The organism is Pseudocitrobacter sp. CD920760 (genome assembly GCF_057782505.1).
In genome coordinates, this window is the sequence record NZ_CM173490.1 from 99,934 (window position 1) to 116,734 (window position 16,801).

Here is a 16,801-nt window from a genome sequence, read left to right on the forward strand (position 1 = left end):
CTTTGAGTTTTCCTTATTTATTCCGTGTATAAATAACGTTAACTTATTTGCTGTTTCTGACGTTTTAACTTTAAGTTACTGGCAATGTCATTCACTGTCTTAGAATCAAGTTTGTAAATAAACAGTAAGGCAATTTGTAGTGCTGAAAAAACCGATGGAATGATACAGAAGATAGCTTTAACCATTAATGATACTGATTGATCTTGTATCACAACGCCTGGTTGATAATGTGCAAAATGTAGTGACCATCCAAGTAATGCGCCTCCAACAGCTAACCCCATTTTTATACCAAAAAGATATGTTGAAAAAATAAGGCCATCTAAACGATGTCCACTACGATACTCTTCATAGTCAACAACATCTGATGCCATTAACCACTGTAATGGATTTGTTAGATTATAGAAAAACATGAATAACATATTAAGGAAGAAGATAATTTCAATGTTGCTATTGGGTGTTAAGAATACAACTATATTAAGAATAATGTAGACTAAGACGGTTAACTTGCAGCTACTGATACGGTCATATTTGCCTAATAGTTTTGCTGACATCAATGAACCAAGCATTGCAGCAAGGCTACCATAGAAAACGAATTCTGGTGCCAATTCTGGGCGATCCATAACATATTTTACAAAATACATCATCGCGCCGACACGAATGGTGTTTGCCGCGTTTCCTACGATCTTGAATAATATGACAATACGCCATTGTGTGTTTTGGAAGAGCACTTTAATGTCTTCTCTGACATTTGAATGACTACCGCTATTGAGTTTTATATTTTCCTTCGTGAGGGTAAAGCAAAGTAGGAAGCATAGTACACCAAGCCCACCTAAAATAGCCATGGCACTGAAATAACCTTGTGCTTCATTTCCTTTACCAAGTATTTTTACTAATGGTAACGCGATACCGGAAACGATAAGCGCCGCGATAGCGGCCATAAAAAAGCGCCATGATTGTAATGAATGGCGCTCTGACGGCTCAGACGTAATGGTTGCGGGCATTGAGCAGTATGGAACATTGACGGCTGTATACACGAGTGTCAAAGCAATATATGTTGCTGTCGCATATATTACTCTCCCTGTATAACTCCAGTCTGGCGTGTAGAATGTCGCAGCTAAAATAATCCCGAATGGCACCGCACACCAGAGTATATATGGGCGGAACTGTCCATGACGAGTGCGAGTTCTATCAACAATCATTCCCATTAATGGATCAGTGATCGCGTCCAATAGTCTGGATACTAAGAATATTGTTCCCATTGCTGCAGCGGAAATGCCAAAAACATCAGTGTAGAAGTATGCCAGAAAAAGCATTGTCGGCTTTAAAACAAGATTTGATGCAGTATCGCCAAGGCCATAGCCTATTTTTTCTTTAAAGGTAAGCATAGATTTCTCCTGCTTTATATAGGGAAATTTACTATAGGCAGTTCAATCTTTTTCTGTCTTTTAATATATTTTGTTTCTGAGTTATGAAAAAAAATAAGTGTAATGATGATCACATTTATTGTTGATATTTTACGGAAATATAAAATAACAATGTTATTGTTTTATAATATAATTGGTGCAGATAAACATAAAGGTTGTGTTCTTTTTGGGCATTTAAACATATACCTGTCAGCAGAATTAGAATACACGAGAACTCATTATAATTACATCGCCGTAATGAACTTATGAACCATAGAGGTATTGTATTTCGTTATAAAAAAATGCGGACCTGAGGGTCCGCAAAAGTTCACGTTGGCTTTAGTTATTTCGAGTTTGAGAGAAACTCTGCGAAACATCACGGTGACTTCAAGGGTTAAGGAGGTACCGCTCCGTTTCTGTGTTGCATTATTGAACAGAAAGCTTGATAGGGATAATCGTTCATTGCTATTCTATCTATCGCCGCGAACTATCGTGGCAATGGAGGATGAATAATGAATATTCGTGATCTTGAATACCTGGTCGCGTTAGCCGAACACCGACATTTCCGTCGGGCGGCAGACTCGTGCCACGTCAGTCAGCCAACGCTGAGTGGGCAAATCCGCAAGCTGGAAGATGAGCTGGGCGTGATGTTGCTGGAACGCACCAGCCGTAAAGTGCTTTTCACCCAGGCAGGCTTGCTGCTGGTGGATCAGGCGCGCACGGTGCTGCGTGAGGTCAAAGTGCTCAAGGAAATGGCAAGCCAGCAGGGAGAGACCATGTCTGGTCCGCTGCATATCGGTTTGATTCCGACGGTCGGCCCGTACCTGCTGCCGCACATTATCCCAATGCTTCACCAGACTTTCCCAAAACTCGAAATGTACCTGCATGAAGCGCAAACGCATCAACTGCTGGCACAGCTCGACAGCGGTAAACTGGATTGCGCCATTCTGGCGCTGGTGAAAGAGAGCGAGGCGTTTATCGAAGTGCCTCTGTTTGATGAGCCAATGATGCTGGCGATCTATGAAGATCATCCGTGGGCCGAGCGCGATCGCGTGCCGATGTCCGATCTGGCGGGTGAGAAGCTGCTGATGCTGGAAGATGGTCACTGTCTGCGTGACCAGGCGCTGGGCTTCTGTTTTGAAGCGGGCGCTGATGAAGATACGCATTTCCGGGCAACCAGCCTCGAAACGCTGCGTAATATGGTGGCGGCAGGCAGCGGCATTACGCTGTTGCCGGCGCTGGCTGTGCCGAAGGAGCGTCGCCGCGATGGCGTTGTCTACCTGCCGTGCATTAAACCAGAACCTCGCCGCACCGTGGGCCTTGTTTATCGTCCGGGATCACCCCTGCGCAGTCGCTATGAGCAACTGGCAGAGGCTATCCGTGGAGCGATGGAAGGTCACTTCGACGAGAAAGCGTTACCAAAGGCGGTTTAAGCCATTAAGCGCCGCTACCCGATAGGCTTCGGCCATGGTCGGGTAGTTAAAGGTGGTGTTAACAAAGTACTCGATGGTGTTACCGCCGCCTTTTTGCTCCATGATCGCCTGGCCGATGTGAATAATCTCCGCCGCGCGTTCGCCAAAGCAGTGAATACCCAGAATCTCTTTCGTCTCCCGGTGGAACAGAATTTTCAGCGTTCCCACGTTCATGCCGACAATCTGCGCGCGCGCCAGGTGTTTAAACTGCGCCCGACCCACTTCATACGGCACTTTCATCGCCGTCAGTTGCTGTTCGGTTTTACCCACAGAACTGATTTCCGGAATGGTGTAAATCCCGGTTGGAATGTCTTCCACCAGGTGCGCCGTCGCTTCGCCTTTTACCATCGCGTGCGCGGCAATGCGGCCCTGATCGTAAGCGGCTGAGGCCAGGCTTGGATAGCCAATGACGTCGCCCACCGCGTAAATGTGCGGCAGCGCGGTCTGGTACATGCTGTTCACTTTTAACTGACCACGGCTGTCACATTGCAGGCCGATGTTTTCCAGCGCCAGTGAATCGGTATTCCCGGTGCGCCCGTTGGCGAACAGCAGACAGTCGGCTTTCAGTTTCTTGCCGGATTTCAGGTGCATGATGACGCCGTCGTCCAGACCTTCAATTTTCTCGTACTCTTCGTTGTGGCGAATCACCACACCGCTGTTCCAGAAATGATAAGAAAGCGAGTCCGACATCTCCTGGTCAAGGAACGCCAGCAGACGGTCGCGGGTGTTGATCAGATCTACTTTGACGTCCATTCCACGGAAAATGGAGGCGTACTCACAGCCAATCACCCCTGCGCCGTAGATAATGACGTGGCGTGGTTCGTGATGCAGGCTGAGGATCGAGTCGCTGTCGTAAATGCGTGGGTGGCTGAAATCAACATCGGCAGGGCGGTAGGGGCGCGAGCCGCAGGCGATGACGAATTTTTCCGCCGTCAGGGTTTCGACCGAGCCGTCCGGGCACTCCAGCGCCAGCGTGTGTTCGTCAACGAAATGCGCGTTGCCCTGCAAAATTTCGCAGTGATTACGCTCATAAAAGCCCTGACGCATGCGAGTCTGCTGATTAATCACGCTGTCAGCATGGTTCAGAATGTCGGCGAAAGAGGAACGGAGAAGTCGGGTGTGGTCGCTGTAAAGGGGGTTCTGGTTGAATTCAATAATACGGCTAACGGCATGACGAAGTGCTTTTGAGGGGATGGTGCCCCAGTGGGTACATCCGCCGCCGACATTATGATAACGCTCAATAACGGCGACACGCGCTCCCTGTTTCACCAGACCCATAGCAGCGCCTTCGCCGCCGGGGCCGGAACCAATTACTATTGCATCATAATCGTAGGAATTTGGCATGGTAAGGCTTACCTGTTCTTATACATAAAAGCAACAGAATCATAACATCTTCACCGGGATAACCCAATTATCATTGTGCTTTTTTCATGCAAAAGAGCATAAATCGCCCGTAAACAATCATTCACAAAGCAGTGTAAGTCGATTAGTTTTAATCTCTGGTATAGTGCCAACAAGGCATTTGGAAGGATTCAATCATCGTGATGGGCGTTAGAGCGCAACAAAAAGAAAAAACCAGGCGTTCGCTGGTGGAAGCAGCATTTAGTCAACTGAGTGCTGAGCGAAGCTTTGCCAGCCTGAGTCTGCGTGAAGTGGCTCGCGAAGCGGGCATTGCGCCAACCTCCTTTTACCGACATTTCCGTGATGTCGATGAACTAGGGCTGACGATGGTGGACGAAAGCGGCCTGATGCTGCGTCAGTTGATGCGCCAGGCGCGTCAGCGTATCGCTAAAGGCGGCAGCGTGATCCGCACCTCCGTATCGACATTTATGGAGTTCATTGGCAATAACCCGAACGCTTTTCGCCTGCTTTTGCGCGAACGTTCCGGCACGTCTGCGGCGTTTCGTGCTGCGGTTGCGCGCGAAATTCAGCACTTCATTGCGGAACTTGCCGACTATCTGGAAATCGAAAACCATATGCCGCGCGCGTTTACCGAAGCGCAGGCGGAAGCGATGGTGACGATTGTCTTTAGCGCAGGCGCGGAAGCGTTAGATGTCACGCCGGAACAGCGACGCCAGCTGGAAGAGCGGCTGGTGCTGCAATTGCGCATGATCTCGAAAGGTGCGTATTACTGGTATCGTCGCGAACAGGAAAAAACGACACATCATTCCGAATAAGGTGGAAGACGAGCAATGAAACAGTCAGGACAAGATAAAGGAACGCTGTTGCTGGCGCTGATCGCTGGCTTATCAATTAACGGAACTTTTGCGGCGCTGTTTAGCTCCATTGTGCCGTTCTCTGTATTCCCGATTATTGCGCTGGTGCTGACGGTGTACTGTCTGCATCAGCGGTATCAGAATCGCACGATGCCGGTGGGTTTGCCTGGCCTGGCGGCGGCCTGCTTTATTTTGGGCGTGCTGTTATACAGCACCGTGGTGCGCGCGGAATATCCGGATATCGGCTCTAACTTCCTGCCAGCGGTGCTGTCGGTGATTCTGGTGTTCTGGATTGGCGTGAAAATGCGTAATCGGAAGCACGAGATTTCTGAATAGCGCAATGCTGTATGCCGGATAAGGCCCTGACGCCGCATCCGGCAATACAAAGAGTCTATTTCTTCGTCAGCAGAACGCCGCACTCCATATGGTGCGTATACGGGAACTGATCAAACAGTGCCAGGCGCTCCACATTATGCGTCTGGCCTAATGTTTCAAGATTCTGACACAGCGTTTCCGGGTTGCAGGAGATATACAGAATACGCGGGTACGCCTGCACCATTTTCTCGGTTTCGCTATCCAGCCCGCTGCGCGGCGGATCGACAAAAATCGTTTCACACTGATAGCTTTTTAAATCAATTCCCTGCAAGCGGTTGAATTCCCGCACACCGTTCATCGCCTGGGTAAACTCTTCCGCCGACATGCGAATAATCTGCACATTATCAATGTGGTTCGCCGCAATGTTGTATTGCGCGGCGGCGACGGACGGCTTGGCGATTTCGGTTGCCAGCACGCGGTCAAAGTTGCGCGCCAGCGCCAGCGAGAAGTTGCCGTTCCCGCAGTAGAGTTCCAGCAAATCACCGGTTGAGTTTTCCGTGGCGTTGAGCGCCCACTCCAGCATCTGCACGTTCATTGCCGCGTTCGGCTGGGTGAAGCTGTTTTCCACCTGGCGGTAGATCATCTCTTTCCCGGCTACCGGCAGACGCTCGTCGATATAGTCCTGATCCAGCGCGATTTTCGTTTTCGTCGCGCGACCGATGATATGCACATTCAGGTTCTGCGCACGTAATGCATCGCGCAGCGCCTCCGCTTCCACACGCCATGCGTCGTCGAGCTTCTTATGGTACAGCAGAGAGACGATCGCCTGATTGCTTTGCGTAGACAGATAATCAATCTGGAACAGTTTGTGGCGCAGCGCGTGGTTATTACGCACGCCGTCCAGCATGGCGGTCATCAGCGTATTGATGAGCTCGCTGGCTGCCGGGAAGGAATCGACGCGAATGCGGCTTTTGGTCTGCTGATCGAAAATGATGTGGTACAGGTCGTCCCCATCATGCCAGATGCGAAATTCCGCACGCATGCGGTAATGACTGACTGGCGAGCGAAACACCTCCGGAACCGGCGCGTTGAACGGGGCCATCATCGTTTGCAGACGGACCACTTTCTCGGCCAGCTGCGCTTCGTATTGCTCGGTAGGAAGGTGTTCGGGGGTCATGATGCATCCTGAATAATAAAAGTACGCGGGGATTGTAGGGCCTGCTCAGGGGATGTCCAGCGATTGATGTTTTCCTAAATCGTGATGGCAGTCTGGACATCTATATGTAACTAAATGTAGCATCCGGGTTCCGGTCCTGTGAGTTAAAAGGGAATCCAGTGAAAATCTGGGGCTGACGCGCAGCGGTAAGGAGTGGTGGGATGAACGCATTTTGCAGACACTGCCTGAAAAGGTGGGAAGTCTTCATCCGGTAAACGCCCCCGAGCCCGAAGACCTGCCGGGTGACGTCGCACTGGGTTTTCATCATCGCGGGCTATCGATGAAACCGGCGGCATCCTTTTTCTATTGTGGATGCTTTAACAATGATTAAAAAAACTTCGCTGATGACGGCGTTATCCGTCTCGGCTTTTTCCGTTTGGGCGCAGGACAGCACTTCAGACACTCTCGTCGTAACCGCCAGCCGTTTCCAGCAACCGGTTAATACCGTCCTCGCACCGATGGATGTCGTCACCCGAGATGACATCGACCGCTGGCAGGCCAAAAATCTTAATGACGTCATGCGTCGCCTGCCGGGTGTGGATATCGCGCAATATGGTGGGATGGGGCAGAGTTCTTCGCTCTTTATCCGCGGTACTGAGACCAAGCAGGTTTTGGTGCTGGTCGATGGCATTCCGATGACCCGCCCCGGTATCTCAAATAACCCGGACCTGAACCAGATCCCGCTTTCGTTAGTTCAGCGCGTGGAGTACATCCGTGGGCCGCGCTCGGCGATTTATGGTTCCGGCGCGATGGGCGGGGTTATCAACATCATTACCCACTCTGACGAGGAACAATCGAAAATTTCCGCCAGCATGGGCTCTAAAGGCTATCAACAATACGATGGCACGTTGCGTCAGCGTTTTGGCGACACGGTAGCGACGGTGGCGGGTTCTTATGAAACCACCAAAGGGTTTGATGTGCAGCCGGGCTCGACCTGGAGCCACGACAACGACCGCGATGGCTTCCGCAATAAGACCTTCTGGGGTAGCCTGGAGCATAAATTCAACGATAGCTTCGATGGCTTCTTCCGGGGCCACAGCTATACCAATAATGTCGATTACGACCTGGGAAGCCCGCCGTACTCGCCTGCGTACAGCGCTGATGAAGAGCAGCTTTATAACCAGACCTGGGATACCGGCCTGCGATTCCATTCCGGAATCTACTCTTCTGAGCTTATCGCCAGCTATCAGAAGGTGAAGGACTATAACTACAGCAGTATTTATGGTCGTTATAAAGACGGCACGACGCTTGACCGCATGACCCAGCGCAATCTCCAGTGGGGGAACAACCTGATTGTCGGGCATGGTTCGGTAAGCGCCGGGGTAGACTGGCAGCAGCAGCGTTTGACCTCGTCGGATACGGCGATATCCGATACCTATAAGCGCGACAATACCGGGCTTTATCTTACCGGCCAGCAGCAATTTGGCGACGTGACGCTGGAAGCCTCTGGCCGTGAAGATCACGATGAGCAGTTTGGCTGGCACGGAACGTGGCAAACGGCGGCGGGCTGGCAGTTCGTTGAGAACTATAAAGTGACGTTATCGTATGGTACCGGCTTCCTGGCACCATCGTTAGGTCAGCAGTTTGGTTCTACACGCTTTGGTATCAGTTCGAATCCGGATCTGAAACCGGAAGAGTCAAAACAGTGGGAAGCCGGTCTGGAAGGTCTGACGGGGCCGCTGGACTGGCGTTTGTCAGCATATCACTACAAGATCTCTAACCTGATTACCTACTATTCCGACCCGGTTACCTATGACGGCGAGTACGCCAATATCAACTCGGCGACCATTAAAGGTGTGGAGTGGACCGGCAGTTTTGATACGGGGATCTTTAATCACCGCGTGACGCTGCAATATATGGACCCGCGTAACGACGAGAATGATGAAGTGCTGGCACGCCGCTCTAAGCGTCAGGCGAAATATCAACTCGACTGGACAATGTTTGATGTGGACATGGATGTGTCGTGGCAGTACTACGGTCGTCGCTACGATAACAACACGTCACAATACAACCCGAAACAGCAGGTTTTACCGAGCTACAGCACGGTTGATATTTCCGCGTCATATCCAGTCACCTCACAGCTCACAGTTCGTGGTAAAATAGCCAACCTGTTCGATAAAGATTACGAGACAGTTTATGGCTACCAAACTGCAGGACGGGAATACACCTTGTCTGGCAGCTACACCTTCTGAACCACGGCCTACCGTACTGGTGTTTGACTCCGGTGTCGGTGGGCTGTCGGTCTATGATGAGGTCCGTCAACTTCTGCCGGACCTTCATTACATCTACACCTTCGATAACGTTGCCTTCCCTTATGGGGAGAAAAGCGAAGAGTTTATTGTTGAGCGCGTGGTTGAGATTGTGACCGCCGTCCAGCAACGTTACCCGCTCTCCCTGGCGATTATCGCCTGTAACACCGCAAGCACAGTTTCTTTACCCGCCCTGCGCGAGAAGTTTGGCTTCCCGGTGGTCGGTGTGGTGCCGGCCATTAAGCCGGCGGCGCGTTTATCGGCGAACCGTATTGTCGGCTTACTGGCAACGCGTGGCACGGTGAAGCGTCCTTATACGCATGAGCTCATCGCCCGTTTTGCCAATGAATGCAAAATCGAAATGCTGGGTTCGGCCGAACTGGTGGAGCTGGCGGAAGCGAAATTGCATGGCGATCCCGTTTCGCTGGATGAGCTGCGTCGAATTCTGCGCCCGTGGCTGCGGATGCAGGAGCCGCCGGATACGGTTGTGCTTGGCTGCACACATTTCCCGCTGCTGCGCGATGAACTGCTGCAGGTGCTTCCGGAAGGCACGCGGATGATCGATTCCGGCGCGGCGATTGCGCGTCGAACGGCCTGGCTGCTGGAACATGAAGCGCCAGATGCGAAATCGACGGAAGAGAATAAAGCATTTTGCATGGCGTTGACGGCGGAGACTGTACGACTTTTACCCGTTTTACAGCGCTACGGCTTCGAAACGCTTGAAAAACTGCCAGTTTAAGGCGGTTTTGCTCAAAAAAGAGACGGTTGAAAAGTTTTTTTTAAACAGGGGTTGTCAACGTCTCAGAACTCCCTATAATGCGCCTCCACTGACACGGAACAACGGCACGCAAGCCGCCGGGTCAGCGAGGTTCTTAAGAGAACTTCAGCAGAGAAAAGTGAAATAAAACTTGACTCTGTAGCGGGATGGCTTAATATGCACACCCCGCGCCGCTGAGAAAAAGCGAAGCGGCACTGCTCTTTAACAATTTATCAGACAATCTGTGTGGGCACTCAATGATACGGATTCTTAACGTCGCAAGACGATAAATGAATACCAAGTCTCTGAGTGAACACGTAATTCATTACGAAGTTTAATTCACGAGCATCAAACTTAAATTGAAGAGTTTGATCATGGCTCAGATTGAACGCTGGCGGCAGGCCTAACACATGCAAGTCGAACGGTAACAGGAATCAGCTTGCTGATTCGCTGACGAGTGGCGGACGGGTGAGTAATGTCTGGGAAACTGCCTGATGGAGGGGGATAACTACTGGAAACGGTAGCTAATACCGCATAACGTCGCAAGACCAAAGAGGGGGACCTTCGGGCCTCTTGCCATCGGATGTGCCCAGATGGGATTAGCTAGTAGGTGGGGTAACGGCTCACCTAGGCGACGATCCCTAGCTGGTCTGAGAGGATGACCAGCCACACTGGAACTGAGACACGGTCCAGACTCCTACGGGAGGCAGCAGTGGGGAATATTGCACAATGGGCGCAAGCCTGATGCAGCCATGCCGCGTGTATGAAGAAGGCCTTCGGGTTGTAAAGTACTTTCAGCGAGGAGGAAGGTGTTGAGGTTAATAACCTCAGCAATTGACGTTACTCGCAGAAGAAGCACCGGCTAACTCCGTGCCAGCAGCCGCGGTAATACGGAGGGTGCAAGCGTTAATCGGAATTACTGGGCGTAAAGCGCACGCAGGCGGTTTGTTAAGTCAGATGTGAAATCCCCGGGCTCAACCTGGGAACTGCATTTGAAACTGGCAAGCTTGAGTCTCGTAGAGGGGGGTAGAATTCCAGGTGTAGCGGTGAAATGCGTAGAGATCTGGAGGAATACCGGTGGCGAAGGCGGCCCCCTGGACGAAGACTGACGCTCAGGTGCGAAAGCGTGGGGAGCAAACAGGATTAGATACCCTGGTAGTCCACGCTGTAAACGATGTCGACTTGGAGGTTGTGCCCTTGAGGCGTGGCTTCCGGAGCTAACGCGTTAAGTCGACCGCCTGGGGAGTACGGCCGCAAGGTTAAAACTCAAATGAATTGACGGGGGCCCGCACAAGCGGTGGAGCATGTGGTTTAATTCGATGCAACGCGAAGAACCTTACCTACTCTTGACATCCACGGAACTTTTCAGAGATGAATTGGTGCCTTCGGGAACCGTGAGACAGGTGCTGCATGGCTGTCGTCAGCTCGTGTTGTGAAATGTTGGGTTAAGTCCCGCAACGAGCGCAACCCTTATCCTTTGTTGCCAGCGGTTCGGCCGGGAACTCAAAGGAGACTGCCAGTGATAAACTGGAGGAAGGTGGGGATGACGTCAAGTCATCATGGCCCTTACGAGTAGGGCTACACACGTGCTACAATGGCATATACAAAGAGAAGCGACCTCGCGAGAGCAAGCGGACCTCATAAAGTATGTCGTAGTCCGGATTGGAGTCTGCAACTCGACTCCATGAAGTCGGAATCGCTAGTAATCGTAGATCAGAATGCTACGGTGAATACGTTCCCGGGCCTTGTACACACCGCCCGTCACACCATGGGAGTGGGTTGCAAAAGAAGTAGGTAGCTTAACCTTCGGGAGGGCGCTTACCACTTTGTGATTCATGACTGGGGTGAAGTCGTAACAAGGTAACCGTAGGGGAACCTGCGGTTGGATCACCTCCTTACCTTAAAGAACCGTTCCTTGAAGTGTCCACACAGATTGTCTGATGAAAATTAGCAGTAAAAAATCTCTGCAGGCTTGTAGCTCAGGTGGTTAGAGCGCACCCCTGATAAGGGTGAGGTCGGTGGTTCAAGTCCACTCAGGCCTACCAAATTTCTGCTGATGCTGCGTTGCGGCGACACTCACATACTTCAGTATGCTTCGTGTCACCACGCCTTGCCTCAACAGAAATTACGGTCAGAGATAAAAACGATGGGGCTATAGCTCAGCTGGGAGAGCGCCTGCTTTGCACGCAGGAGGTCTGCGGTTCGATCCCGCATAGCTCCACCATCTTTACTGCAAAAAACAAGAAAACTTCAGAGTACACTGAATAAGTGTGCTGCGAAGTTTTGCTCTTTAAAAATCTGGATCAAGCTGAAAATTGAAACGACACACTTTTAAGTGTGTTCGAGTCTCTCAAATTTTCGCAACACGATGGTGTTTTACGAAACATCTTCGGGTTGTGAGGTTAAGCGACTAAGCGTACACGGTGGATGCCCTGGCAGTCAGAGGCGATGAAGGACGTGCTAATCTGCGATAAGCGTCGGTAAGGTGATATGAACCGTTATAACCGGCGATTTCCGAATGGGGAAACCCAGTGCAATTCGTTGCACTATCGTTAAGTGAATACATAGCTTAACGAAGCGAACCGGGGGAACTGAAACATCTAAGTACCCCGAGGAAAAGAAATCAACCGAGATTCCCCCAGTAGCGGCGAGCGAACGGGGAGCAGCCCAGAGTCTGAATCAGCATGTGTGTTAGTGGAAGCGTCTGGAAAGTCGCACGATACAGGGTGAAAGTCCCGTACACCAAAATGCATATGTTGTGAACTCGAAGAGTAGGGCGGGACACGTGGTATCCTGTCTGAATATGGGGGGACCATCCTCCAAGGCTAAATACTCCTGACTGACCGATAGTGAACCAGTACCGTGAGGGAAAGGCGAAAAGAACCCCGGCGAGGGGAGTGAAAAAGAACCTGAAACCGTGTACGTACAAGCAGTGGGAGCCTCTTTATGGGGTGACTGCGTACCTTTTGTATAATGGGTCAGCGACTTATATTCTGTAGCAAGGTTAACCGAATAGGGGAGCCGAAGGGAAACCGAGTCTTAACTGGGCGTTAAGTTGCAGGGTATAGACCCGAAACCCGGTGATCTAGCCATGGGCAGGTTGAAGGTTGGGTAACACTAACTGGAGGACCGAACCGACTAATGTTGAAAAATTAGCGGATGACTTGTGGCTGGGGGTGAAAGGCCAATCAAACCGGGAGATAGCTGGTTCTCCCCGAAAGCTATTTAGGTAGCGCCTCGTGAACTCATCTTCGGGGGTAGAGCACTGTTTCGGCTAGGGGGTCATCCCGACTTACCAACCCGATGCAAACTACGAATACCGAAGAATGTTATCACGGGAGACACACGGCGGGTGCTAACGTCCGTCGTGAAGAGGGAAACAACCCAGACCGCCAGCTAAGGTCCCAAAGTCACAGTTAAGTGGGAAACGATGTGGGAAGGCTCAGACAGCCAGGATGTTGGCTTAGAAGCAGCCATCATTTAAAGAAAGCGTAATAGCTCACTGGTCGAGTCGGCCTGCGCGGAAGATGTAACGGGGCTAAACTGTGCACCGAAGCTGCGGCAGCGACACTATGTGTTGTTGGGTAGGGGAGCGTTCTGTAAGCCGTTGAAGGTGTGTCGTGAGGCATGCTGGAGGTATCAGAAGTGCGAATGCTGACATAAGTAACGATAAAGCGGGTGAAAAGCCCGCTCGCCGGAAGACCAAGGGTTCCTGTCCAACGTTAATCGGGGCAGGGTGAGTCGACCCCTAAGGCGAGGCCGAAAGGCGTAGTCGATGGGAAACAGGTTAATATTCCTGTACTTGGTGTTACTGCGAAGGGGGGACGGAGAAGGCTATGTTGGCCGGGCGACGGTTGTCCCGGTTTAAGCGTGTAGGTGGGAAGTTTAGGTAAATCCGGACTTCTGTTAACACTGAGACGTGATGACGAGGCACTACGGTGCTGAAGTAACAAATGCCCTGCTTCCAGGAAAAGCCTCTAAGCATCAGGTAACATTGAATCGTACCCCAAACCGACACAGGTGGTCAGGTAGAGAATACCAAGGCGCTTGAGAGAACTCGGGTGAAGGAACTAGGCAAAATGGTGCCGTAACTTCGGGAGAAGGCACGCTGATATGTAGGTGAAGCGGTTTACCCGTGGAGCTGAAATCAGTCGAAGATACCAGCTGGCTGCAACTGTTTATTAAAAACACAGCACTGTGCAAACACGAAAGTGGACGTATACGGTGTGACGCCTGCCCGGTGCCGGAAGGTTAATTGATGGGGTTAGCGGCAACGCGAAGCTCTTGATCGAAGCCCCGGTAAACGGCGGCCGTAACTATAACGGTCCTAAGGTAGCGAAATTCCTTGTCGGGTAAGTTCCGACCTGCACGAATGGCGTAATGATGGCCAGGCTGTCTCCACCCGAGACTCAGTGAAATTGAACTCGCTGTGAAGATGCAGTGTACCCGCGGCAAGACGGAAAGACCCCGTGAACCTTTACTATAGCTTGACACTGAACATTGAGCCTTGATGTGTAGGATAGGTGGGAGGCTTTGAAGTGTGGACGCCAGTCTGCATGGAGCCAACCTTGAAATACCACCCTTTAATGTTTGATGTTCTAACGTAGACCCGTGATCCGGGTTGCGGACAGTGTCTGGTGGGTAGTTTGACTGGGGCGGTCTCCTCCCAAAGAGTAACGGAGGAGCACGAAGGTTAGCTAATCCTGGTCGGACATCAGGAGGTTAGTGCAATGGCATAAGCTAGCTTGACTGCGAGCGTGACGGCGCGAGCAGGTGCGAAAGCAGGTCATAGTGATCCGGTGGTTCTGAATGGAAGGGCCATCGCTCAACGGATAAAAGGTACTCCGGGGATAACAGGCTGATACCGCCCAAGAGTTCATATCGACGGCGGTGTTTGGCACCTCGATGTCGGCTCATCACATCCTGGGGCTGAAGTAGGTCCCAAGGGTATGGCTGTTCGCCATTTAAAGTGGTACGCGAGCTGGGTTTAGAACGTCGTGAGACAGTTCGGTCCCTATCTGCCGTGGGCGCTGGAGAATTGAGGGGGGCTGCTCCTAGTACGAGAGGACCGGAGTGGACGCATCACTGGTGTTCGGGTTGTCATGCCAATGGCATTGCCCGGTAGCTACATGCGGAAGAGATAAGTGCTGAAAGCATCTAAGCACGAAACTTGCCCCGAGATGAGTTCTCCCTGACTCCTTGAGAGTCCTGAAGGAACGTTGAAGACTACGACGTTGATAGGCTGGGTGTGTAAGTGCAGCGATGCATTGAGCTAACCAGTACTAATGAACCGTGAGGCTTAACCTTACAACGCCGAAGATGTTTTGGCGAAGAGACATCGATAAGTAAGCTTGATAACAGATTAAATTAACCGGCGTAAGCGGGTTAATACAACAGAATTTGCCTGGCGGCACTAGCGCGGTGGTCCCACCTGACCCCATGCCGAACTCAGAAGTGAAACGCCGTAGCGCCGATGGTAGTGTGGGGTCTCCCCATGCGAGAGTAGGGAACTGCCAGGCATCAAATTGCAGTAAACCGGGATGAAAATCCGGGTAGTGACAAAGAAATTCGGTGGAGCGGTAGTTCAGTCGGTTAGAATACCTGCCTGTCACGCAGGGGGTCGCGGGTTCGAGTCCCGTCCGTTCCGCCACTTATTAAAAAAATTAAGCCTGCTACATTAGCAGGCTTAATGATAAGAAAATTTAGGGGCGTAGCTCAGTTGGTAGAGCACCGGTCTCCAAAACCGGGTGTCGCGAGTTCGAGTCTCTCCGCCCCTGCCATATATAATCCTTTGCTTATGCAAAGGATTTTTTTTTGCCTGAAATTCAGCGAAGTGACATCTCGCGATCCCACTCCTTCCCTTAAAATACCCCTAAATCAAAACGTTATTTTTCAGGATATCGCGAATTTGCGCCTGTTTATCGCTGTTCTGTAACCAGATGGCATATAACGGACGAGAAAGCGTCGCGCTATCCGCAACCGTATGTAGCCCACCTTTCTCTTTCGCCCACGCGGTAGGTAGCCAGGTGCAGCCTTTCAGCGGCTCCAGCTGCTGTCTTGCCAAATCAGCTGAACTGGTGGTCAATAGCGGAACGTCGTCGTGCGCGATCAGGCCAGCCTCATGTTGCTGAAAATCCGGGCCCCATTCCAGACGCAGATAGTTGAGCTCTGCTTTCTCACTGGAGGGCGATGCGCAGTAAAGTGCGAGTGTGAAGTTTCCCAATAACTGGCTGCTAAATTCATCCATTTTGGGGGCTTCTGTCGTGATTAGCAGATCAAGCTGCCGCTCATGGAGCTGCTTCACCAGCGACTGACGCTGCGCAATTCGCGCCTCAAACTGAAGATTATCAAATGATTGATAGAGCCTGCCGAGCCAGCCATTCAACATGCATTCCCACAGCGAGGCGCTGGCTCCGATGGAGAATTCATTATGCCGCGAGGTATGGGCGACCTCTTTCCGCGCCGCCTGCCAGGTATTCATCAGCGTTTCCGCGTAGGGCAGCAGTTTTTCGCCAGCGGCGGTCAGACGGATATTGTTGCGATGTCGGGTGAAGAGATTGACCCCCAACTGGTTTTCCAACTGACGGATGCGAAAACTTACCGCAGATTGCGTCAAATAGAGGGCTTCCGCAGCGCGCCCGAAGTGACGAGTTCTGCTCACTTCGAGGAAAGTTTTTAGCAATTCCGTATCCACAGCTTTCTCCACAAAATTATTTGTCGTTATGATTTAAATCTTTTGTTTTACACTCTGTCAAGCGTAACTAATACTCCGCGCCATAAATAGCTCGGCCAAAGAATTAGGAGCGTGTAGGATGGCGGAAAGCTTTACGACGACTAATCGTTTTTTCGACAATAAAAATTATCCACGCGGGTTCTCTCGCCATGGTGATTTCACCATCAAAGAGGCTCAACTGCTTGAACGTTGTGGCTATGCCTTTAACGAACTCGATCTCGGCAAACGTGAACCGTCTACCGATGAAGAGAAGCAGTTTGTTGCGGTGTGCCGTGGCGAACGTGAGCCAGCGACCGAAGCTGAACGCGTATGGAATAAGTATGTGACGCGCATTAAGCGTCCTAAGCGTTTTCACACGCTGTCTGGCGGGAAGCCGCAGGTGGAAGGCGCTGAAGACTACACTGAAAGCGACGACTAACAAGAAAGGGGCTTCGGCCCCT

The 16,801-nt window shown here is 51.2% G+C and carries 10 protein-coding genes, 4 tRNA genes, 3 rRNA genes and 1 riboswitch; of the genes, 13 read left to right on the forward strand and 4 right to left on the reverse strand.

Annotated features, from left to right (window positions below; all coding sequences use genetic code 11):
• Positions 1–38 precede the first annotated feature (38 nt).
• Positions 39–1,385, reverse strand: a complete 1,347-nt coding sequence (locus AC1MKH_RS00435; RefSeq protein WP_276223490.1) for a glycoside-pentoside-hexuronide (GPH):cation symporter — start codon at positions 1,383–1,385, stop codon at positions 39–41.
• A 530-nt stretch (positions 1,386–1,915) separates the two neighbouring features.
• On the opposite strand from AC1MKH_RS00435, the gene oxyR reads away from it, so the two are divergent.
• Positions 1,916–2,836: a DNA-binding transcriptional regulator OxyR gene (oxyR, locus tag AC1MKH_RS00440; protein ID WP_015966478.1), complete on the forward strand. Its 921-nt coding sequence runs from the start codon at positions 1,916–1,918 to the stop codon at positions 2,834–2,836.
• Here the strand turns inward: oxyR and sthA are convergent.
• On the reverse strand, positions 2,819–4,219 hold the full coding sequence (gene sthA, locus AC1MKH_RS00445; protein WP_149464197.1) for a Si-specific NAD(P)(+) transhydrogenase: 1,401 nt from the start codon (positions 4,217–4,219) through the stop codon (positions 2,819–2,821). The two genes, oxyR and sthA, sit on opposite strands and share 18 nt — an antisense overlap.
• A 197-nt stretch (positions 4,220–4,416) precedes the next feature.
• Here sthA and fabR point away from each other — a divergent pair, with 197 nt between their 5' ends.
• Positions 4,417–5,052 carry an HTH-type transcriptional repressor FabR gene (fabR, locus tag AC1MKH_RS00450; RefSeq protein WP_015966476.1) on the forward strand — a complete coding sequence of 212 codons (636 nt, stop codon included), beginning with the start codon at positions 4,417–4,419 and terminating at the stop codon, positions 5,050–5,052.
• Positions 5,053–5,067: 15 nt separating this feature from the next.
• A complete protein-coding gene (locus AC1MKH_RS00455) occupies positions 5,068–5,427 on the forward strand; it encodes a YijD family membrane protein (RefSeq protein ID WP_015966475.1) in 360 nt (119 codons plus the stop codon).
• A gap of 55 nt (positions 5,428–5,482) precedes the next feature.
• On the opposite strand, the gene trmA is transcribed toward AC1MKH_RS00455, so the two are convergent.
• Entirely contained in the window at positions 5,483–6,583 is a 1,101-nt protein-coding gene (gene trmA / locus AC1MKH_RS00460; protein ID WP_276223482.1) for a tRNA (uridine(54)-C5)-methyltransferase TrmA, read from the reverse strand.
• A gap of 114 nt (positions 6,584–6,697) precedes the next feature.
• A riboswitch (cobalamin riboswitch) is annotated at positions 6,698–6,879 on the forward strand.
• Positions 6,880–6,945: 66 nt separating this feature from the next.
• Between trmA and btuB the strand changes: the two genes are divergently transcribed.
• The 9 genes from btuB (at position 6,946) to AC1MKH_RS00505 (ending at position 15,408) form a co-directional block, all read left to right on the forward strand.
• A complete protein-coding gene (gene btuB, locus AC1MKH_RS00465) occupies positions 6,946–8,814 on the forward strand; it encodes a TonB-dependent vitamin B12 receptor BtuB (RefSeq protein WP_276223480.1) in 1,869 nt (622 codons plus the stop codon).
• Entirely contained in the window at positions 8,759–9,610 is an 852-nt protein-coding gene (gene murI / locus AC1MKH_RS00470) for a glutamate racemase (protein ID WP_015966472.1), read from the forward strand. The genes btuB and murI overlap by 56 nt, the downstream gene beginning before the upstream one ends.
• A gap of 374 nt (positions 9,611–9,984) precedes the next feature.
• Positions 9,985–11,526, forward strand: a 16S ribosomal RNA gene (locus AC1MKH_RS00475).
• A gap of 70 nt (positions 11,527–11,596) precedes the next feature.
• Positions 11,597–11,673, forward strand: a tRNA-Ile gene (locus tag AC1MKH_RS00480).
• Between the two features lie 103 nt (positions 11,674–11,776).
• Positions 11,777–11,852, forward strand: a tRNA-Ala gene (locus AC1MKH_RS00485).
• A gap of 176 nt (positions 11,853–12,028) precedes the next feature.
• A 23S ribosomal RNA gene (locus AC1MKH_RS00490) occupies positions 12,029–14,935 on the forward strand.
• 96 nt (positions 14,936–15,031) lie between these two features.
• Positions 15,032–15,147: ribosomal RNA gene (rrf, locus tag AC1MKH_RS00495) — 5S ribosomal RNA — on the forward strand.
• Together the 16S, 23S and 5S rRNA genes with 4 tRNA genes alongside form the textbook arrangement of a ribosomal RNA operon.
• Positions 15,148–15,201: 54 nt before the next feature.
• Positions 15,202–15,278 (forward strand) — tRNA-Asp (locus tag AC1MKH_RS00500).
• Positions 15,279–15,332: 54 nt separating this feature from the next.
• Positions 15,333–15,408, forward strand: a tRNA-Trp gene (locus tag AC1MKH_RS00505).
• A gap of 92 nt (positions 15,409–15,500) precedes the next feature.
• Here the strand turns inward: AC1MKH_RS00505 and hdfR are convergent.
• Positions 15,501–16,334: an HTH-type transcriptional regulator HdfR gene (hdfR, locus tag AC1MKH_RS00510; RefSeq protein ID WP_276223167.1), complete on the reverse strand. Its 834-nt coding sequence runs from the start codon at positions 16,332–16,334 to the stop codon at positions 15,501–15,503.
• A 106-nt stretch (positions 16,335–16,440) separates the two neighbouring features.
• Between hdfR and AC1MKH_RS00515 the strand changes: the two genes are divergently transcribed.
• Positions 16,441–16,779 carry a MaoP family protein gene (locus tag AC1MKH_RS00515; protein WP_015966470.1) on the forward strand — a complete coding sequence of 113 codons (339 nt, stop codon included), beginning with the start codon at positions 16,441–16,443 and terminating at the stop codon, positions 16,777–16,779.
• Positions 16,780–16,801: the final 22 nt, after the last annotated feature.

Bases quoted from the DNA above. Each gene is read 5' to 3' on its own strand.
- AC1MKH_RS00455 (WP_015966475.1), top strand. From the start codon at position 5,068: ATGAAACAGTCAGGACAAGATAAAGGAACGCTGTTGCTGGCGCTGATC.
- oxyR (WP_015966478.1), top strand. From the start codon at position 1,916: ATGAATATTCGTGATCTTGAATACCTGGTCGCGTTAGCCGAACACCGA.
- trmA (WP_276223482.1), bottom strand. From the start codon at position 6,583: ATGACCCCCGAACACCTTCCTACCGAGCAATACGAAGCGCAGCTGGCC.
- murI (WP_015966472.1), top strand. From the start codon at position 8,759: ATGGCTACCAAACTGCAGGACGGGAATACACCTTGTCTGGCAGCTACA.
- btuB (WP_276223480.1), top strand. From the start codon at position 6,946: ATGATTAAAAAAACTTCGCTGATGACGGCGTTATCCGTCTCGGCTTTT.
- AC1MKH_RS00435 (WP_276223490.1), bottom strand. From the start codon at position 1,385: ATGCTTACCTTTAAAGAAAAAATAGGCTATGGCCTTGGCGATACTGCA.
- AC1MKH_RS00515 (WP_015966470.1), top strand. From the start codon at position 16,441: ATGGCGGAAAGCTTTACGACGACTAATCGTTTTTTCGACAATAAAAAT.
- sthA (WP_149464197.1), bottom strand. From the start codon at position 4,219: ATGCCAAATTCCTACGATTATGATGCAATAGTAATTGGTTCCGGCCCC.